The 15,616-nt window shown below is 44.2% G+C and carries 13 protein-coding genes and 4 pseudogenes; 14 read left to right on the top strand and 3 right to left on the bottom strand.

What is annotated here, in order from left to right:
- Nucleotides 1-215 precede the first annotated feature (215 nt).
- The 6 genes and pseudogenes from RE628_RS18040 to RE628_RS18015 all read left to right on the top strand — a co-directional run bounded on the left by RE628_RS18040 (nt 216) and on the right by RE628_RS18015 (nt 6,291).
- Nucleotides 216-1,159 (top strand): annotated as a pseudogene (locus tag RE628_RS18040) (DMT family transporter).
- A 441-nt stretch (nt 1,160-1,600) separates the two neighbouring features.
- A complete protein-coding gene (locus RE628_RS18035; protein WP_309153811.1) occupies nt 1,601-1,915 on the top strand; it encodes a helix-turn-helix domain-containing protein in 315 nt (104 codons plus the stop codon).
- Nucleotides 1,867-2,751 (top strand): IS3 family transposase, encoded by an 885-nt coding sequence (locus RE628_RS18030; protein ID WP_309154363.1) that lies wholly within the window; start codon nt 1,867-1,869, stop codon nt 2,749-2,751. The genes RE628_RS18035 and RE628_RS18030 overlap by 49 nt, the downstream gene beginning before the upstream one ends.
- Nucleotides 2,752-3,031: 280 nt before the next feature.
- Nucleotides 3,032-4,471: an ABC transporter substrate-binding protein gene (locus tag RE628_RS18025; protein WP_309154362.1), complete on the top strand. Its 1,440-nt coding sequence runs from the start codon at nt 3,032-3,034 to the stop codon at nt 4,469-4,471.
- Nucleotides 4,472-4,555: 84 nt separating this feature from the next.
- Nucleotides 4,556-5,445, top strand: a pseudogene (locus RE628_RS18020) (carbohydrate ABC transporter permease).
- A 12-nt stretch (nt 5,446-5,457) separates the two neighbouring features.
- A complete protein-coding gene (locus tag RE628_RS18015; RefSeq protein ID WP_309154361.1) occupies nt 5,458-6,291 on the top strand; it encodes a carbohydrate ABC transporter permease in 834 nt (277 codons plus the stop codon).
- Between the two features lie 86 nt (nt 6,292-6,377).
- Here RE628_RS18015 and RE628_RS18010 read toward each other — a convergent pair whose 3' ends face one another.
- The 3 genes from RE628_RS18010 to RE628_RS18000 all read right to left on the bottom strand — a co-directional run bounded on the left by RE628_RS18010 (nt 6,378) and on the right by RE628_RS18000 (nt 7,813).
- Nucleotides 6,378-6,830, bottom strand: a complete 453-nt coding sequence (locus RE628_RS18010; RefSeq protein ID WP_309154360.1) for an MFS transporter — start codon at nt 6,828-6,830, stop codon at nt 6,378-6,380.
- Between the two features lies 1 nt (nt 6,831).
- Nucleotides 6,832-7,191, bottom strand: coding sequence for a hypothetical protein (locus tag RE628_RS18005; protein WP_309154358.1), 360 nt, complete (start codon nt 7,189-7,191; stop codon nt 6,832-6,834).
- A 133-nt stretch (nt 7,192-7,324) separates the two neighbouring features.
- Nucleotides 7,325-7,813 (bottom strand): MFS transporter, encoded by a 489-nt coding sequence (locus RE628_RS18000; protein WP_309154357.1) that lies wholly within the window; start codon nt 7,811-7,813, stop codon nt 7,325-7,327.
- A gap of 138 nt (nt 7,814-7,951) precedes the next feature.
- Between RE628_RS18000 and RE628_RS17995 the strand changes: the two genes are divergently transcribed.
- The 8 genes and pseudogenes from RE628_RS17995 to RE628_RS17960 all read left to right on the top strand — a co-directional run bounded on the left by RE628_RS17995 (nt 7,952) and on the right by RE628_RS17960 (nt 15,613).
- Entirely contained in the window at nt 7,952-8,548 is a 597-nt protein-coding gene (locus tag RE628_RS17995; protein WP_309154354.1) for a TetR/AcrR family transcriptional regulator, read from the top strand.
- A 237-nt stretch (nt 8,549-8,785) separates the two neighbouring features.
- Nucleotides 8,786-9,211, top strand: a complete 426-nt coding sequence (locus tag RE628_RS17990) for a DMT family transporter (protein WP_309154351.1) — start codon at nt 8,786-8,788, stop codon at nt 9,209-9,211.
- A gap of 27 nt (nt 9,212-9,238) precedes the next feature.
- Entirely contained in the window at nt 9,239-9,940 is a 702-nt protein-coding gene (locus RE628_RS17985) for a Crp/Fnr family transcriptional regulator (RefSeq protein ID WP_309154350.1), read from the top strand.
- Nucleotides 9,941-9,952: 12 nt separating this feature from the next.
- The gene (locus RE628_RS17980; RefSeq protein ID WP_309154347.1) at nt 9,953-10,432 is read left to right on the top strand and encodes a DMT family transporter; all 480 of its coding nucleotides are present in this window, start codon (nt 9,953-9,955) and stop codon (nt 10,430-10,432) included.
- Nucleotides 10,433-10,483: 51 nt separating this feature from the next.
- The gene (locus RE628_RS17975; RefSeq protein ID WP_309154345.1) at nt 10,484-11,182 is read left to right on the top strand and encodes a YjjG family noncanonical pyrimidine nucleotidase; all 699 of its coding nucleotides are present in this window, start codon (nt 10,484-10,486) and stop codon (nt 11,180-11,182) included.
- A gap of 191 nt (nt 11,183-11,373) precedes the next feature.
- Nucleotides 11,374-11,999: pseudogene (locus RE628_RS17970) on the top strand (TetR/AcrR family transcriptional regulator).
- A 13-nt stretch (nt 12,000-12,012) separates the two neighbouring features.
- Nucleotides 12,013-13,311: an MFS transporter gene (locus tag RE628_RS17965; protein WP_309154343.1), complete on the top strand. Its 1,299-nt coding sequence runs from the start codon at nt 12,013-12,015 to the stop codon at nt 13,309-13,311.
- Nucleotides 13,296-15,613: pseudogene (locus RE628_RS17960) on the top strand (ABC transporter permease). Before RE628_RS17965 ends, RE628_RS17960 begins: the two are co-directional and overlap by 16 nt.
- The last annotated feature ends 3 nt before the right edge of the window (nt 15,614-15,616 follow it).

Below are 15,616 nucleotides of genomic sequence, written 5' to 3'. Positions count from 1 at the left end.
TGCGACTTAATATATTATTCATTCTGCACATTCGGTACAATTCCTACTTTTCGCTAATCTTGCCCGGGAATCGTTGTTAGATCTTATTTGAGGAATTATTGCGCATATCTATGAGAAAAAGTAACATTGCTCTATACTGTTATAATTCTGTTATAATTTTTATACTTTAATTAAAGTTTGAAGTGAGATTAACATGCATTGAGGTGTCTGCAGGTATGACAACAGAGAAATTTTTTAAACATCCTATTGGCATCATGTTTGCTGCGACTTTGGCTACATTGCTGTGGGGGAGTGCTTTTCCGTTTATCAAGCTTAGCTACGGGATGTTGGCGATTGGGAAAGAAGACTGGTCGGAACAGCTATTATTCGCTGGATATCGGTTCGTTCTAGCCGCGCTTCTAATCTTATTGTTCATGGTCATGATCGGCAAAAAAGCCGGATATCAACGGGGAACGCTGTTGAAGCTTGGTAAAATCGGTCTATTTCAGACGCTTCTTCAGTACGTCTTTTTTATTATGGCTTGAGTGCAAGTACAGGAATCCAAGGTTCGATTATTGCAGGGACAACTTCTTTTTTTCAAATCCTGTTGGCCCATTATATGTATAATAACGATCGCTTGAATGCGAGGAAATGGATCGGTACCATGCTTGGTTTCTCCGGTGTAATTATCGTTAACATGACCAAAGGGCAATTGTCTCTTCATATCGGCGTTGGGGAAATCTGTCTTCTCATTGCGATGTTCTTCGGTGCATTCGGCAATGTGCTATTCAAGAACGAAGCTAAAGAACAAGATGTGTTGTACATGACAAGCTGGCAAATGCTGATTGGTGGAGGCGCGCTGCTAGCTGTGGGCATGGCGTTTGTAGGACCGCTGCCATTTGAGTTTACATGGAAATCGGCGCTGATTCTGCTGTATTTGGCGCTGCTATCTGCGGTAGGCTTCGTGCTTTGGAATAATGTCATGAAATACAACAAGGTGGGCAGCATTTCTATGTACTTGTTTTTAGTTCCCGTTTTCGGCGTCATTTTGTCCGCATTGATTTTAAGTGAAGAATTGCATCTCATTGTGTTGATTGCGCTAGGCTTGATCGTCTCAGGCATTATCTTAGTCAACCGTCCCCACAAAAAGGTATCACCGGCTGACAGCCTGGAAGTCTAACCGCATCGAGGATATCAGTCTGCAGAATGAGCATAAGACCACTTAGCCTGAAGTGTTCCCTATCCACTATTGATGGGAGCATATCAGACCAAGTGGTCTTTTTATCCCGAAAGCGTTTTGGTGTCATGCCGGTAGTGGTTTTTGTTTTCTAACGAAACTGGGAATCGCTATTCAGGTCAAAATGAGCTGCTAGAAATTGTAACGAAACTGAGACACGTTATTGAAGCAATTTCGTGACTAGAAGCCTCGATTTCTCCTGAATAACGCTCCGTAGTTTCGTTAGATTTATTTTGATGCTCTTATTGGGGAAATAGCGTTCTGTAGTTTCGTTAAAGATTGAAAGACTTCGCATGAGCTTTTTCTACAGTGACGTGCACCCTTTAGAATAGACATTGGAAAAACCCCCTGGGTAAACCGATGAATTCTAGGGGGTGTATTTTTGTGTCAAACAAAGGGAAAAAGTTTAAATCATATTCTGAAGAAACCAAAATAGAAGCGATTCGATTACATGTTGAGGAGAAATGGACCTATCGACAGATAACCGAGCATCTTGAAATTCAAGATAAAGACAGAGTGAAAAGGTGGATGAGGAAATACCGTGAGCAAGGGGAGTTTGGTCTGCTGGATCAACGAGGAAGACGCAAAGAATATGTGGATCAGAATCGGTATGTTCAACAATTAGAACGGGAGAATCTTATGCTAAAAAAGTGTTTGAAAATCTGGATGCGGGAGGTACGAAAGAGAAGTTTTCTATAATCAAAGAATTAGCCGATGGATCAAATGTTTATGCACTATGTAAGTTATTGAAAGTCTCAAGAAGTGGATATTATGCCTATCTGAAGCGAGGAGAAACAGATCGGGATGAGTCTTGCAAAGCCTTGATCCAAGCCGTATATGATCGATATGAAGGCAAGTACGGATACCGGCAGATCCAATTATTTCTGCTCCAAGACCATCAGGTGTGGTGGAATCACAAGAAAGTATTGCGTCTTATGCAAGCCTTGGAATTACAAGCTAAAATACGTCGTAAGCGGCGTTATAACTATTCCTCCTCTGTTGGTGGACGCTTTGCAGATAACCTCTTGAGTCGTAATTTCAAGGCGGATGAGCCCAATCAAAAATGGGTAACAGATGTGACCCAATTCCGAGTTTTGGACACCTGGGTTTACCTTTCGGCAATCAAAGACTTGTTTAATAACGAAATTGTAGCCTACCATATGAGTTTGCGAAATGATAACGAGCTGGTCTTACAGACATTCAGAAATGCCTTTGAAAAGACTAAGGACGTGTCTGGATTGATCGTTCACAGCGACCAAGGGTTCCAGTACACGTCCTGTGCTTACCACGACATGCTGCCACAGGTTGGCGCCCAAATCAGCATGTCTCGCAGAGGCAATTGTTATGACAATGCCTCGATGGAGAGCTTCTTCTCACATCTAAAGACGGAAGGACTCTATCCCTATGATATCCGAACTTTGGATGAGGTACAAAGGAGAATTGAGACATATATCCAGTTTTATAACCATAATCGACCACAAAGAAAACTAAACAAGCTGACGCCAGTACAGTACCGACGCCAGCTCGTGGCCTAAGGGCTTTTTCAATGTCTACAAAATAGGGGCTTGACCAACAGGCTGAAGCACCTTAATGGGTGCTTTTCTTTTGCTCATATGATGGAATTTGTGATTATTACATGTACGTATGTTCTTAGCGCAAGAATACAACAGCAACATCTGAAAAGGTCAGGAGGGGTCTTTGATACAATCCGTTAGTGCCGATCGGGAAAAGAATCACAAACAGTTTGTCTGAATATTTGTGGAAGAAGCGAATAAGCTTTTATGGAAACGCTTTCTAAATGGAGGAGGGGTACTGATGAAGAAAGCAAATCGTAAATGGGGACTTTTATCGCTGGCGCTTCTTTTGGTCATGGCGGTTGGTTGTTCTAGTTCAAGCTCGAGTCCAGGTTCAGGTACAACGTCAAATGACAAGGGGAAGGTAGAGACTCCGGCTAAGGAAGGTAACGACAAAGGTACAACGGCGGCAGCCAAGAAGACGATTACGATTACCTATCGTGACGACGGTATTGGCGAAAAAGGAGTCTTGTACAAATGGATTAAAGATGTGGCTTCAAGGTATCCGAATCAGGATGTAGAGATCAAGCCTACACCGATTCAGGCATCGGAAGGAGATTATTTTGCCAAAATCGCTTTAGCCCTCAAATCGAAGGACACTGCACCGGATATCGTCACCGAAGATACGTTCATGCTGAACTCGGATGCTAGTGCTGGTTTCCTCGAACCACTCGATGAGCGATTGAAAGGCTGGGGGGATTGGAGTAACGGTTCGTTTATCGAAGCGATGAAGAAGGGCGTTACCGCTAGCGATGGAAAAATATATGGCGTCCCATACAATACGGATTCAAGGGGACTTTGGTACAACAAGGATATATTCAAGGCAGTGGGACTTCCTGAAGATTGGAATCCAAAATCATGGGATGAGGTTCTTTCTGCCGCCAGAGTCATTAAAGAAAAAGCAGGCAGCGATGTTGTGCCTTTCTGGATGAACATGGGTAAAGCTACGGGGGAAGCAACCTCGATGCAGACCTACGAAATGCTGCTGTATGGAACAGGGGAACGACTATATGATGACGCAAGCGGTAAATGGATTGTAAAAAGTGCGGGAATCACCGATGCGTTAACTTTTGTTGAGACGATTGTTAAGGAAAAGCTGGGGCCACCGCTCTCCAAAGTATTGAACGGGCAGGCCGGCAATACAGCAACCCGAGAATACATGCCAAAAGGCAAGCTGGGCATATTGCTGGATGGGTCCTGGATTACAGGAAACTATTTGGATAGTGGGGCTGCTCCGTGGCCGGAATACAAAGATGTGCTCGGATTTGCTCCGATGCCTACGAACAAAGGGCAAGCTCCAGGTTCGATTACACTCGCAGGAGGTTGGGCACTGTCCATTCCAGCCAACGCACAGCACAAGGATGAAGCTTGGGACTTTATCCAATTTGCACTAAATAAGGAGAACACACAAAAGTTAGTTATAGCGTCCGGTAATATAACGGTGCGGGCCGATGTTGGTAAGGATCCTGAATATACGGATATGCCATTTAACGAAATCGCAACGGATTATTTGAAAAATGCAGAATTTAGACCAGCTCAGGATAAATATCCAGAAGTATCAACGCAAATTCAAACGATGGTAGAATCGGTTGCTTCGGGTACTTCCGCAGCAGATGCCGCTCAAAAGTATGCGCAAGACGTCACCCGAATTGTCGGTCAGGATCATACCATAGAAAAATAAATAGATCTGCATGCCTGCACCTAAGCGTGATCTGCGAAGTGCAGGCATGTAGTGTCTCATTCATCCGAGAAAGGGGAAACATTCATGAGCGTAGTCTCGATCTCATCCCGGACGTTACGAAGAAAAAATTGGACATGGCTTTATTTCCTACTGCCAGCCGTTGCGATAATGCTACTGTTTTTTATCTACCCGATCCTACTGACGTTCTTTTATTCTTTTACGAACCTGGCTTTAACCGGGGAGGCGGCCAAAGAGCTAAAATTTGTTGGACTTGCTAACTATACCCGAATGTTTCATGACCCGACGGTCAGGATCAGTATTTGGAATACGTTGGTTTTCTTGACCGGCTCTGCGGTGATTGGTCAGCAGGTGCTTGGTTTTCTAATCGCGTTGCTCATGAAGCACAAGAATAAGACGTTTCGTCGCATCCTGGGTACGGTCGTGTTAGCTGGGTGGGTTACACCTGAAATTGTGTGCGCCCTTTGTTTATATAGCTTTTTTGGGGATGAAGGGACATTGAATATGATTTTATCCTTTTTTGCTATTCCTCAGGTCACCTGGCTTTTTACTGTTCCAATGTTAGCTATTATTCTTGGGAACATCTGGCATGGAACTGCTTTTTCCATGATTGTCTTTCAGGCAGCGCTTGATAATGTGCCAAGCGAGATCGAAGAGGCTGGGGTCGTAGACGGCGCATCGAAACTACAAATATTATTTCGAATTACAATTCCTTATATCAAGCAGACGATCACTACTAATATGATGCTTGTTACGCTGCAGACGCTGGGCGTGTTTGGACTCATTTATGCTATGACTGGAGGCGGCCCGGGACCAAAACGACGACATTGCCGATTTTTATGTACAACCAGGCTTTTGTGAACTATCAGCTTGGTTATGGCACGGCGATTTCACTCCTTCTACTGCTCCTGGGGATCGTGCTTAGTCTGTTCTATATCCGTTCGTTAAAAGAGTAAAGGGGACTTCGCATGAATACGATACAGCGTAAGCTTATATATCGCATCCTTCCGTATGCTATTTTATCGTTCATAGGGATTTGTTTTCTGCTACCACTTTTGTGGGTGCTGGTGGCATCCGTTGATCTCAATGCGATGCAATCCCTAAAAATGCCCAAGCAGTTAACGATGATGAATTATGTTGATGTGCTCACCAGTCCTGAGAATCAACGTTCTTTTGCCATTGGTCTGTTAATGTCTTTGGGTCAAGCCGGTATCGTGGTTGTGTTAGCGCTATTGGCGGCTTATCCGTTATCTCGTTATCAGCTGAAGTTTAAGAAGCCATTTATGCTCACCATCCTCTTTATGACTTCGCTGCCTATTACGGCTGTGATGGTACCGGTGTACCAGCTGTTTCTGAGCCTCAAACTGTATGACAGTGTTTTTGGGGTGGTACTGTTTTATGTAGCTTCTGCTATGCCTTACGGAATCTGGATGACTAAAAATTTCATGGATTCCGTTCCTGAAGATTTAGAGGAGGCGGCATGGGTAGACGGTGCATCCGTGTTCACTAGTATACGAAAGATCATCGCACCACTGATGGTGCCAGGGATTTGCACAGTAGCCATCTTTACGTTCTCAGGTAGCTGGGGCAATTTCTTCGTTCCATACATTTTGCTGCAAACTCCAGAGAATTTCCCGGCATCCTTGAAGCTGTATCAGTTTTTTGGCCAATACGGCATGGTAGATTACGGACGATTAGCTTCCTTTTCTGTGCTTTACGCGATACCGTCGATTGTGTTGTATATCCTCTCACAGCGATTTATGTCTAAAGGGTTCAGCATGCAAGGGGGTATGAAGGGATAAAAAGTGGGAAGGCAGTCTTAAAGTTGAACTGCGGACCGTTAAGTGACAGGGCGATTTCCATTTCAGGAAACCGCCCATTCGTGTATCTAAGACGACTTGTTCATTGTGACCATTTTCGCCTTTCTTGTCACTTTATTTGTTAAAAATAGGGAAGGTATGAACATAACCAACGTCAAGGCACTGGCAACCAAAAAGGCAGCATGATAAGCGGATGTTAGATGAGCAAGACTTGGTTCCATATTACTCATTTGATTGGCAACGATGGTTGCTAATAAGGCTGAACCAAAGGCCCCGCCAATATTCTGAATAATACGCGTTGCAATACTGGCTTGTGGTATTTGATCCTTAGAAAGACCCGTATAAGAATCTGTCATGATTGGAATCGTGACGCCTCCTACACCAATTCCGCGAATAAATAGAATAATGGCCATGAACCAATAGCTCGTTGTTTGTGAGAACCATAGGAAAGGTAGTGTTCCCATAAAAGTAATGACGATCGCGATCATCACTACGATCTTGGCTCCAATTCTATCTGTCATTTTACCAATTAAGGGCCTCGCGACTAGCATGCCCAGTCCCTGTGGTATGAGGGAGAGACCTGGTAAGAACTACTGAATCATTTCTAATGTTTTGAAAGAATAGAGGTAATAGCAGCATGGCTCCATTCGTTCCAATTCCGGCTAACACTAAGGCGACAATGGATGCAGAGAAGCTTTTGTATTTAAACAGGTTTAAAGGAACTACGACTTTCTTCGGTTTGGAGAATGCGTAAATCACATATACTACCGTCAAAATTACACCTATAGTAATAAACGTAATGGTTCTCGCATTACCGAATCCCGATCCTGATGCTGCTTGTGTAATTCCATAAATATAACTGACTGAAAGAGTGCCTAACATGATGATACCAAACCAATCAAGCTTGGCTTGTTTATTGGCAGCGGAAAGCTTGGTAGCTTCTTATAAATAAAATATAGTGCAATAATTCCAAACGGAATATTTACGAAGAAAATCCAGCGCCATGAGAAGTATTCTACAATCCCCCACCTATTACAGGCCCTAGTATAGGTCCAAGAATAATAGGTAATCCAACAATAGACATCAGTTTCCCCATGTTTTCTTGTCCGGCTGCTTTAACTAATAATGTGGTTAATAACGGGATGATAAGTCCAGCGCTAAAACCTTGAATCAAACGGAACGCAATTAGACTTCCGATACTCCAGGAGGCACCTGAAAGGACAGAGCTTATTAAAAATAGCAATTCAGCTGCCAAATAAATATGTTTTCCATCAAACCTGTTGATGAGCCATCCAGAAAAGGGAACGGCAATGGCGGTTGCTAAGACATAACCGGTGATTACCCATTGTATGGTATTCAGCGAGGTATGAAAGTCATAAGCAAATTGATTTACGGCAATATTGACCATAGTAGTATCGAGCATGGGTGCAATGGCACCAAGCACAAGAATAAACGCCATATGGACCAATTCTTTTGGTAGCTTTCCTTCTGCTTTATTTATCATATAATTTTAACCCACTCCTTCAAAATAAGATGCAAATTGTATCTTGTTTCAGGAGTATACACCTAAATCAAATAAAGTACAACATGTATCTTAAAATGTGATAAAATAATGAGTAGTAATGAAGCGGGAGGATATACCATGGTAAATGAGCGAAGACGTGGCGAAGAGCTAGAGGTTGCCATTCTCGAGGCAGCATACGATATTATTCATGAATCAGGTTATGAAAATATGACGTTTCAAAATGTAGCAAAACAGGCAGAAACTAGTCGTACAGTCATTTATCGCCGTTATGAGACGCAAGTTGATCTGTTGCATGCAGTGGTACACTATAAATCTACACAGGCTCTTGGAGGAGATATGATTGATCTGATCCAAAATAAAGGAAGCTTACGTCTAGATTTATTGAGTGTTGTAGAGATTTATCAGCAATTTTTTGAAACCATAAGTTCAGAGGTTCTTAGTGCAACGTTGTTGGTGCTAAGTCAGAAGAATGATAGTGTCAAAGAATGGTCAGTGAGTGCACGTAACAGCAATATGCAAGTCATGAAGAGGATCGAGGGTTTTGCCAAAGAACGAGGGGAGATACATCATGAATTCACAACTATGCAAATGAGCTTGCCCTTTGATTTTCTGCGGGTTGAAAACATCATGCGTGGTGGAGCTGTAACGAGGGAGTATCAGATCCAATTGGTCGATGAAGTTCTATTGCCGATTTTCTCGGGACAAGCACAATAATAGAGGTTGTTCAAAAAGTCCCTAGCTTTATCCAACTGAAGCGTTTTGAAAAAACGCACATCGGAAGCATAAGCTTTGGTGCTGAAAACCTGCCTTTTCGAACACACATTAATAAGTGGGATGTCGCTATGCTTTCCTTTTTTGATACACTTGGGACATATGTCCTTCCCCGGATGCTTCGATTTGATTTTAAATAGTAGCATAGTGAAATCGATCAAGTAGTAGGGGAGCGGAAAGATGTTAGGAATCTTATTTGCATTGTTAGGCGGGGCGTTTATTACGCTGCAAGGTGTAGCGAACTCCCGAATCAGTCAAGATATTGGCACTTGGCAAGCGGCGACGATTACCCAGTTCACTGGATTTGTGCTGGCTGTTCTCCTTCTGCTTATCGTCCGTGACGGGCAGTGGAGGAAAGTAGGGAAAGTGAAGCCGTTGTATCTTACCGGGGGTGCCCTGGCAGCGATCATCATTTCGAGTAATGTTACGGCAATTCATCACATCGGCATTACCTTGACGATAGCCATTGTGTTGATAGCTCAGCTAGGTGTAACCTTTGTGATCGACAGCAGGGGATGGTTCGGTGTAGCGAAGCAGAAGATGAAGCTAGCTCAGTTCATCGGTATCGGGATGATGATCGCCGGAGTGATTATAATGAAGATGTAATTTCCGCAGCAGAGGTGAAGGCGTGCTATGAAAGAAATTAAGGATCGTGAACAACTGGCTCACTATTTGGAGATACATGAGATTGCATCGACATTCAATGCGAACATCATGCCGCATTTGGTCCTTTACAGCTATGAGCAGGGTGAACTCATCTGTTCGCAGGGGGATCCTGCGGAGTACTTGTACGTACTTGTGAAAGGGAAAGTGAAGGTTCATAATACCTCTGCGGAAGGCAAGGCGTTGATCATATCGTTCAAAACGGCGCTAGAGGTGATCGGGGACATTGAGTATGTACAAGGGATCGACTTTATGAATTCGGTCGAGGCTGTATCGTCCGTTCATTTGATTGCTGTCCATACTCGCTGGCTGCATCATTATGGAACAAGTGACCCGGAATTGCTTCGTTTTCTGCTCAGGATCATTACGACGAAGTTTTGCACGAAATCCGACTCATTAAGCTTTAATCTGATGTATCCGGTGGAGGCACGCTTGGCGAGTTATCTCTTATCCATCTCGTATGACGAATCGGATCCACGATTTAACGGTCAGCTCAGTACAGTCAGCTTGCGGGACGTGGCGAACTATCTCGGTACTAGCTACAGACATCTAAACCGGGTTATTCATAAATTTTGCGAAGAGGACTTGGTTGAACGCAGTCGCGGATTCATTTATGTAAAGGATCGGGAGCGATTGCGTTCATTGGCAGGTCATAATATATATGAAATGTGAGAGGAGACGCTTATGATTACAGGCTTGGTATTGGCACTCATTGCTGGCTCGCTTGTGGGTATTCAAAATGTATTCAATAACAAAGTGGATGCGGGCGTGGGAACGTGGACGACTACGGCAATCGTGCTTGCCATGGGATTCTTCGCTTCATTCACCATTGGCCTAGCAGTTGAAGGCAAGCAACTGTTCGATTTGTCTAATATGAAGACGTGGTACTGGTTCAGTGGCATTATTGGGGTAGGCGTGGTTCTTTCGTTGGTGCAGGGAGTGAAGCGTCTTGGTCCGACGTATGCGATCTCCATCGCGATGGCGTCCCAGATCGGATTTGCTCTCTTGTTCGACTCACTGGGACTGCTTGGCCTAGATAAGGTCCCTTTTACGGGAAAACAGGCTGTCGGGGTATTGGTCATTGTTGGCGGCATTATCGTATTTAAGACAGGCGGCAAGCGCAGCGATGCGCGTAAGTCGGTACCAAACCAGCCAGCAGCTTAAGAGGGTATATAAAGACATATGTAGACAGATTGGGATTGGAGAGGATAAGTGATGAAGAATTATAAGACATTATTATTTGACGTAGATGATACATTATTAGACTTTAAGGAAGCTGAAAGGCTGGCTTTGCGCTTATTATTCGAAGAACAACAGATGAAGCTAACGGATGAAATCGAAGCGCATTATAAACAAGTGAATCAGGGACTATGGAGGGCATTTGAAGAGGGACAAATCGATCGCGATGAAGTCGTAAATACTCGATTTTCTCTGCTATTGAAGGAGTATGGGCATGAAGTAGATGGAGTTCTGCTGGAACAGCAATACCGCAGCTATCTAGAACAGGGACATCAGCTTATCGATGGTGCTCTGGAAGTGATTACGGCTCTGAAGGGCGGGTATGACCTGCATATCGTGACGAATGGTGTATCTAAGACACAGGATCGCCGGCTCCATGATTCAGGTCTACATCCGATGTTTACGAATATTTTCGTATCGGAGGATACGGGTTATCAGAAGCCCATGAAAGAATTCTTTGATTACGTGTTCGCACGCATTTCAAATTTTGATCCGCAGCAGGCATTAATTATCGGGGATTCATTAAGCTCCGATATCAAGGGCGGGCAACTGGCAGGTTTGGATACATGCTGGTTCAATCCTACGGGGCAAGAGAATGATACGGATATTGTTCCAACCTATGAAATTCGTACGCTTGAGGAGCTGTATCAGATATTAGGGATGCAGAGAGGTTGAGAGACACGATTATTGATAGCTACTATAGTTCGTGAAATAATAATGAAAAAGAGAGCGCGAAAAGGGAGTGATTCCAGATCGTGCTCTTTTTTTCATAGAGAAGTATATCTCTTTCCATCACTCATAATCTATGTTACTATATTACCGACAGACAGTCGGTCGATAAATTGATTCAAACAGGGAGGTGCAATATGAGAGTTGTTAAAGATGCTGAAGAACGCAGGAATGAAATTCTTGATGCGGCGGAAGAGCTGTTTACACAGAAAGGCTTTGATGGCACGAGTACGAACGATATTCTCGAGAAGGTCGGGATTGCGCGGGGACGCTATATTATCATTTCAAATCAAAGGAAGATATTATGGATGCGCTGATTGAGCGATATAGCGTTCGTCTAATAGGGGCGGCACAAGAAATTGCCGCGGACAAGAGCATTCCCGTCGTTGAACGTATTATCCGTGTGGTCATGGCACTGAATATGAACGACGGAAGCAATCAGGAGATTATGGAGCATATCCACAAGCCGCAAAACGCGCTGATGCATCAGAAAATACAAAAGGTGCTGATTAACGGAGTTACGCCGATTCTGGCGGATATTATCCGCGAAGGTATCGCGCAGGGACTGTTTAACACACCGTTTCCGTATGAGTGCATGGAGATGGTTATGATTTATGCCAATACGATTTTTGATGATGATATGGTTCCGATGACGAACGAGGAGCTCGCTCAGCGGGCGCAGGCGCTAGTATACAACATTGAGAAGCTGCTAGGCGCTGAGAGTGGAAGTCTTATACATGTGATGCAGATGTTTGGCGGCTAATATGGAGGCAGTGATGGATAATTCGAACAAGCTTTTTGGAAGATTTCTTATTTTATGGTCAGGACAGTTTATATCTGCAATCGGTAACGGACTTACTTCATTCGGGCTGGGGATTTATGTGTTCCAGATGACCGGGAAAGCATCTGCAATGGGTCTTGTCACCCTGCTAGCTTTCATGCCCTCGCTTCTTCTAAGTGCCTTTGCTGGAGTACTCGCAGATCGTTATGACCGCAGACTTCTTATGATCTTAGGCGATAGCCTTTCAGCCATAGGCCTTGTATTCATCTTGATTTGCATGCTTCGCGGTGAAGCACAGCTCTGGCAGATTTGCGTAGGGGTGACGATCAGCTCGGTATTCTCATCGCTGCTTGATCCGGCTTACAAGGCTACGGTTACTGATTTGCTAACGAAGGAGCAGTACACCAAGGCAAGTGGTCTTGTCCAGATCGCGGGCACGTCCAAATTTTTGATCTCACCGATCATTGCTGGATATTTGCTCGTGATTTCGGATATCAAGCTGCTCTTGATCATCGATATTTGCACTTTTTTTGTGACGGTTACGACAACACTCGTAGTGCGTAGCGGTCTGGCTTCCAAGACCTATGAGCGGGCCAATTCGTTCATTCGGGACTTCAAGGACGGTTGGAGCGCCATATCTGGGAATAGAGGGGTGCTTGTCCTTATCTTCATGACATCATTGCTGACCTTTCTGCTTGGAATCATTGAGACCCTTTCGATCCCGATGCTTCTGGCATTCTCCAAGAGCTCCGTAATAGGAACGGTCGAGACCATTGTAGCTTCGGGCATGCTCGTAACGAGTGTGGTTATTGGATTTCTTCCGATCAAGAAAGATTATGTAAAAATACTATCGTTCTCCATGTTCCTAGTAGGCATATTTATGGCCATGTTTGGATTGCGTGAAAATATTGTCTTGATATGTGTCGCTGGTTTTCTCTTTTTTGCCATGATTCCTTTTGCCAATGTAAGTCTGGATTATCTTGTCCGTACTAATATTGATAATTCTAAGCAAGGACGGGCGTGGGCACTGATCGGTGTTATTACTCAGTTTGGTTATGTAGCTGCTTATGGACTTGCCGGGCTGATAGCGGACTACCTGTTCACTCCTTTATTAGTAGAAGGGGGAGTGCTTGCCGGTAGTGTGGGGAGGATTATCGGCACAGGCAGTGGCAGAGGAACAGGCTTCCTCATTATTGTTTCCGGGATCGTGTTAAGTCTGCTTTCCATTGTTCTGTACAACTTGAAGTCAGTTAGAAAGCTAGAACACAAGGGGGACATATGTATTCAAGAATAATCCGCAATGACATTGCGAAGAGCAAGCTCGTCACACTGACGACCACGATATTTATTATTGCAGCAGCTATGCTTGTATCACTTGCGGCGATTCTGATCGTCAATCTGTCAGGAGCGCTGGATTCGATGATGACACAAGCCAGGACTCCGCACTTTATGCAGATGCATTCCGGGGAGATCGATGCTTCACGACTGGAGGCATTTGCGAAGCAGAATGACAATGTTGAAGATTATCAAGCGCTTGAATTCCTGAATTTAGATGGTTCGCAATTTCGGTTCGGAGATCAGTCGCTTACCGGTAGTGTTCAAGACAATGGATTAAGCGTACAGAGTGTGAAATTTGATTATCTGCTCGATCTGGACAGCAAGGTCATCGATGTATCCGATGGAGAACTCTATGTTCCAGTCAGTTACATGAAGGACGATATGATCCATATAGGCGACCAGGCCGTTATCGGTGGGAAGGAATTTCGGATTGCAGGTTTTCTTCGGGATTCACAGATGAATTCCATGTTGGCGTCTTCCAAGAGATTTCTAATTAGTAAGCATGACTTTGAGCAGCTAAGAGATCAGGGCAGTGTAGAGTATTTGATAGAGTTCAGATTAAAGGATTTGTCGAGGCTCGGTGAATTCGAAACAGCATATGCCTCCGCAGGGTTGGAAGCGAACGGACCGACGATTACATACTCGCTTTTTAAAATGATTAACGCCCTCTCAGACGGGATGATGATAGGGGTTATCCTTCTGGTTAGCATACTGGTCGTGACGATCGCATTGATGTGTATCCGCTTTACGCTGCTTGCAAAGATTGAAGATGATTACCGTGAAATCGGCGTGATGAAGGCCATAGGACTGCGTATTACGGATATTAAGAAGATCTATCTCGGGAAATATGCAGCACTAGCAGCGGTAGGTAGCATCATCGGCTATGCTCTGTCCTTTATCTTCAAAGGCATGCTGCTTGAGAACATTAGGCTATATATGGGGGAAAGCGGAAGTTCTTCAGCTGCCGCCGCTCTAGGAATCCTCGGTGTGTTGCTAGTGTTCCTTGCTGTTATCGCTTATGTAAATGGAGTCCTGAGACGCTTCCGGAAGATCTCGGCAGCAGAAGCTATCCGCCTGGGGACTTCCCAGGAAAAGACGCCTGGTGCTAAGAATTTCCGCCTAAGCGAGAACAGGCTGCTGAACACGAATATTTTTCTCGGGATCAAAGACGTTCTTGCCCGGAAAAAACTATATACGACTATGCTTGTCGTGTTGGTTATTTCCATATTTATTATGATAGTTCCACAGAACCTGTACAACACGATTTCCTCCAAGAGCTTCATTAAATATATGGGGATTGGAAACTACGATATGCGTATCGACGTTCAGCAGACGGACCATATGTCTGAGAGAACTGCTGAAATTATAGACTCGCTTCGCAGCGACAGTACCATTTCAAAGTATGCCGTGCTAGCAACCAAGACCTTCAAAGTAAAGATGGAAGACGGATCTGAGGAAAATATAAAAGTCGAGCTCGGTGACCATACGAACTTCCCAATACAATATTCCCAGGGAAGAGCTCCCGCAACCGAAAGTGAAATCGCGCTCTCTGCTTTGAACGCTGATGAATTGGGTAAGAAGGTTGGCGATTCGATTACGCTGGTCATCGAAGGACAAGAGAAGAGTTTTAACATAAGTGGAATTTATTCTGATATCACGAACGGCGGTAAGACGGCTAAGGCTAGTTTCAATGACGGTTCTACAGAGGTGATGTGGTACGTCATCTGTGCGGAGCTATTCGACCCATCTCTTATTAGCGAAACAACGTCGAAATATACAGACAAGTTTAGTTATGCCAAGGTCTCAGATATTGATGAATTTGTGGCTCAGACCTTCGGATCGACTGTAAGCTCTGTCAAGAAGGCTTCCCATGCTTCGATTTTCGTTGCTTTGATTATTATGGTTCTGGTTACTCTGTTGTTTATGAAAATGCTTGTGTCCAAAGACAGATACTCCATTGCAGTGATGAAAGTGTTCGGATACACGAACTCAGATATTAGAACACAGTATCTCTCAAGGTCTGGGTTCGTGCTGATTGTCGGAATGATTCTTGGCACGCTTCTCGCCAATACGCTTGGGGGATGCTTGCGGGCGCAGTGATCTCTTCCTTTGGCGCGGCAACATTTCATTTTATAATTAATCCGCTGTCGGCGTATCTATTTAGTCCACTGCTGATGATCGGCACGGTATTGATCGCTACGATGATCGGAACAGCGGGTACGGGACGAATACAAATTTCCGAGAATATTAAGGAGTAGGTA

Origin of the sequence: Paenibacillus sp. D2_2 (assembly GCF_031199965.1) — a bacterium.
Classification (GTDB): domain Bacteria; phylum Bacillota; class Bacilli; order Paenibacillales; family Paenibacillaceae; genus Fontibacillus.
This window is presented reverse-complemented; position numbering and strand designations above follow the sequence as displayed.

Excerpts from the sequence above, each read along its gene's own strand:
- RE628_RS18015 (WP_309154361.1), top strand. The coding sequence starts at position 5,458 with ATGAATACGATACAGCGTAAGCTTATATATCGCATCCTTCCGTATGCT.
- RE628_RS17975 (WP_309154345.1), top strand. The coding sequence starts at position 10,484 with ATGAAGAATTATAAGACATTATTATTTGACGTAGATGATACATTATTA.
- RE628_RS17980 (WP_309154347.1), top strand. The coding sequence starts at position 9,953 with ATGATTACAGGCTTGGTATTGGCACTCATTGCTGGCTCGCTTGTGGGT.
- RE628_RS17990 (WP_309154351.1), top strand. The coding sequence starts at position 8,786 with ATGTTAGGAATCTTATTTGCATTGTTAGGCGGGGCGTTTATTACGCTG.
- RE628_RS17995 (WP_309154354.1), top strand. The coding sequence starts at position 7,952 with ATGGTAAATGAGCGAAGACGTGGCGAAGAGCTAGAGGTTGCCATTCTC.
- RE628_RS18005 (WP_309154358.1), bottom strand. The coding sequence starts at position 7,191 with ATGTTAGGCACTCTTTCAGTCAGTTATATTTATGGAATTACACAAGCA.
- RE628_RS17985 (WP_309154350.1), top strand. The coding sequence starts at position 9,239 with ATGAAAGAAATTAAGGATCGTGAACAACTGGCTCACTATTTGGAGATA.
- RE628_RS18000 (WP_309154357.1), bottom strand. The coding sequence starts at position 7,813 with ATGATAAATAAAGCAGAAGGAAAGCTACCAAAAGAATTGGTCCATATG.
- RE628_RS18025 (WP_309154362.1), top strand. The coding sequence starts at position 3,032 with ATGAAGAAAGCAAATCGTAAATGGGGACTTTTATCGCTGGCGCTTCTT.
- RE628_RS18010 (WP_309154360.1), bottom strand. The coding sequence starts at position 6,830 with ATGACAGATAGAATTGGAGCCAAGATCGTAGTGATGATCGCGATCGTC.
- RE628_RS17965 (WP_309154343.1), top strand. The coding sequence starts at position 12,013 with ATGGATAATTCGAACAAGCTTTTTGGAAGATTTCTTATTTTATGGTCA.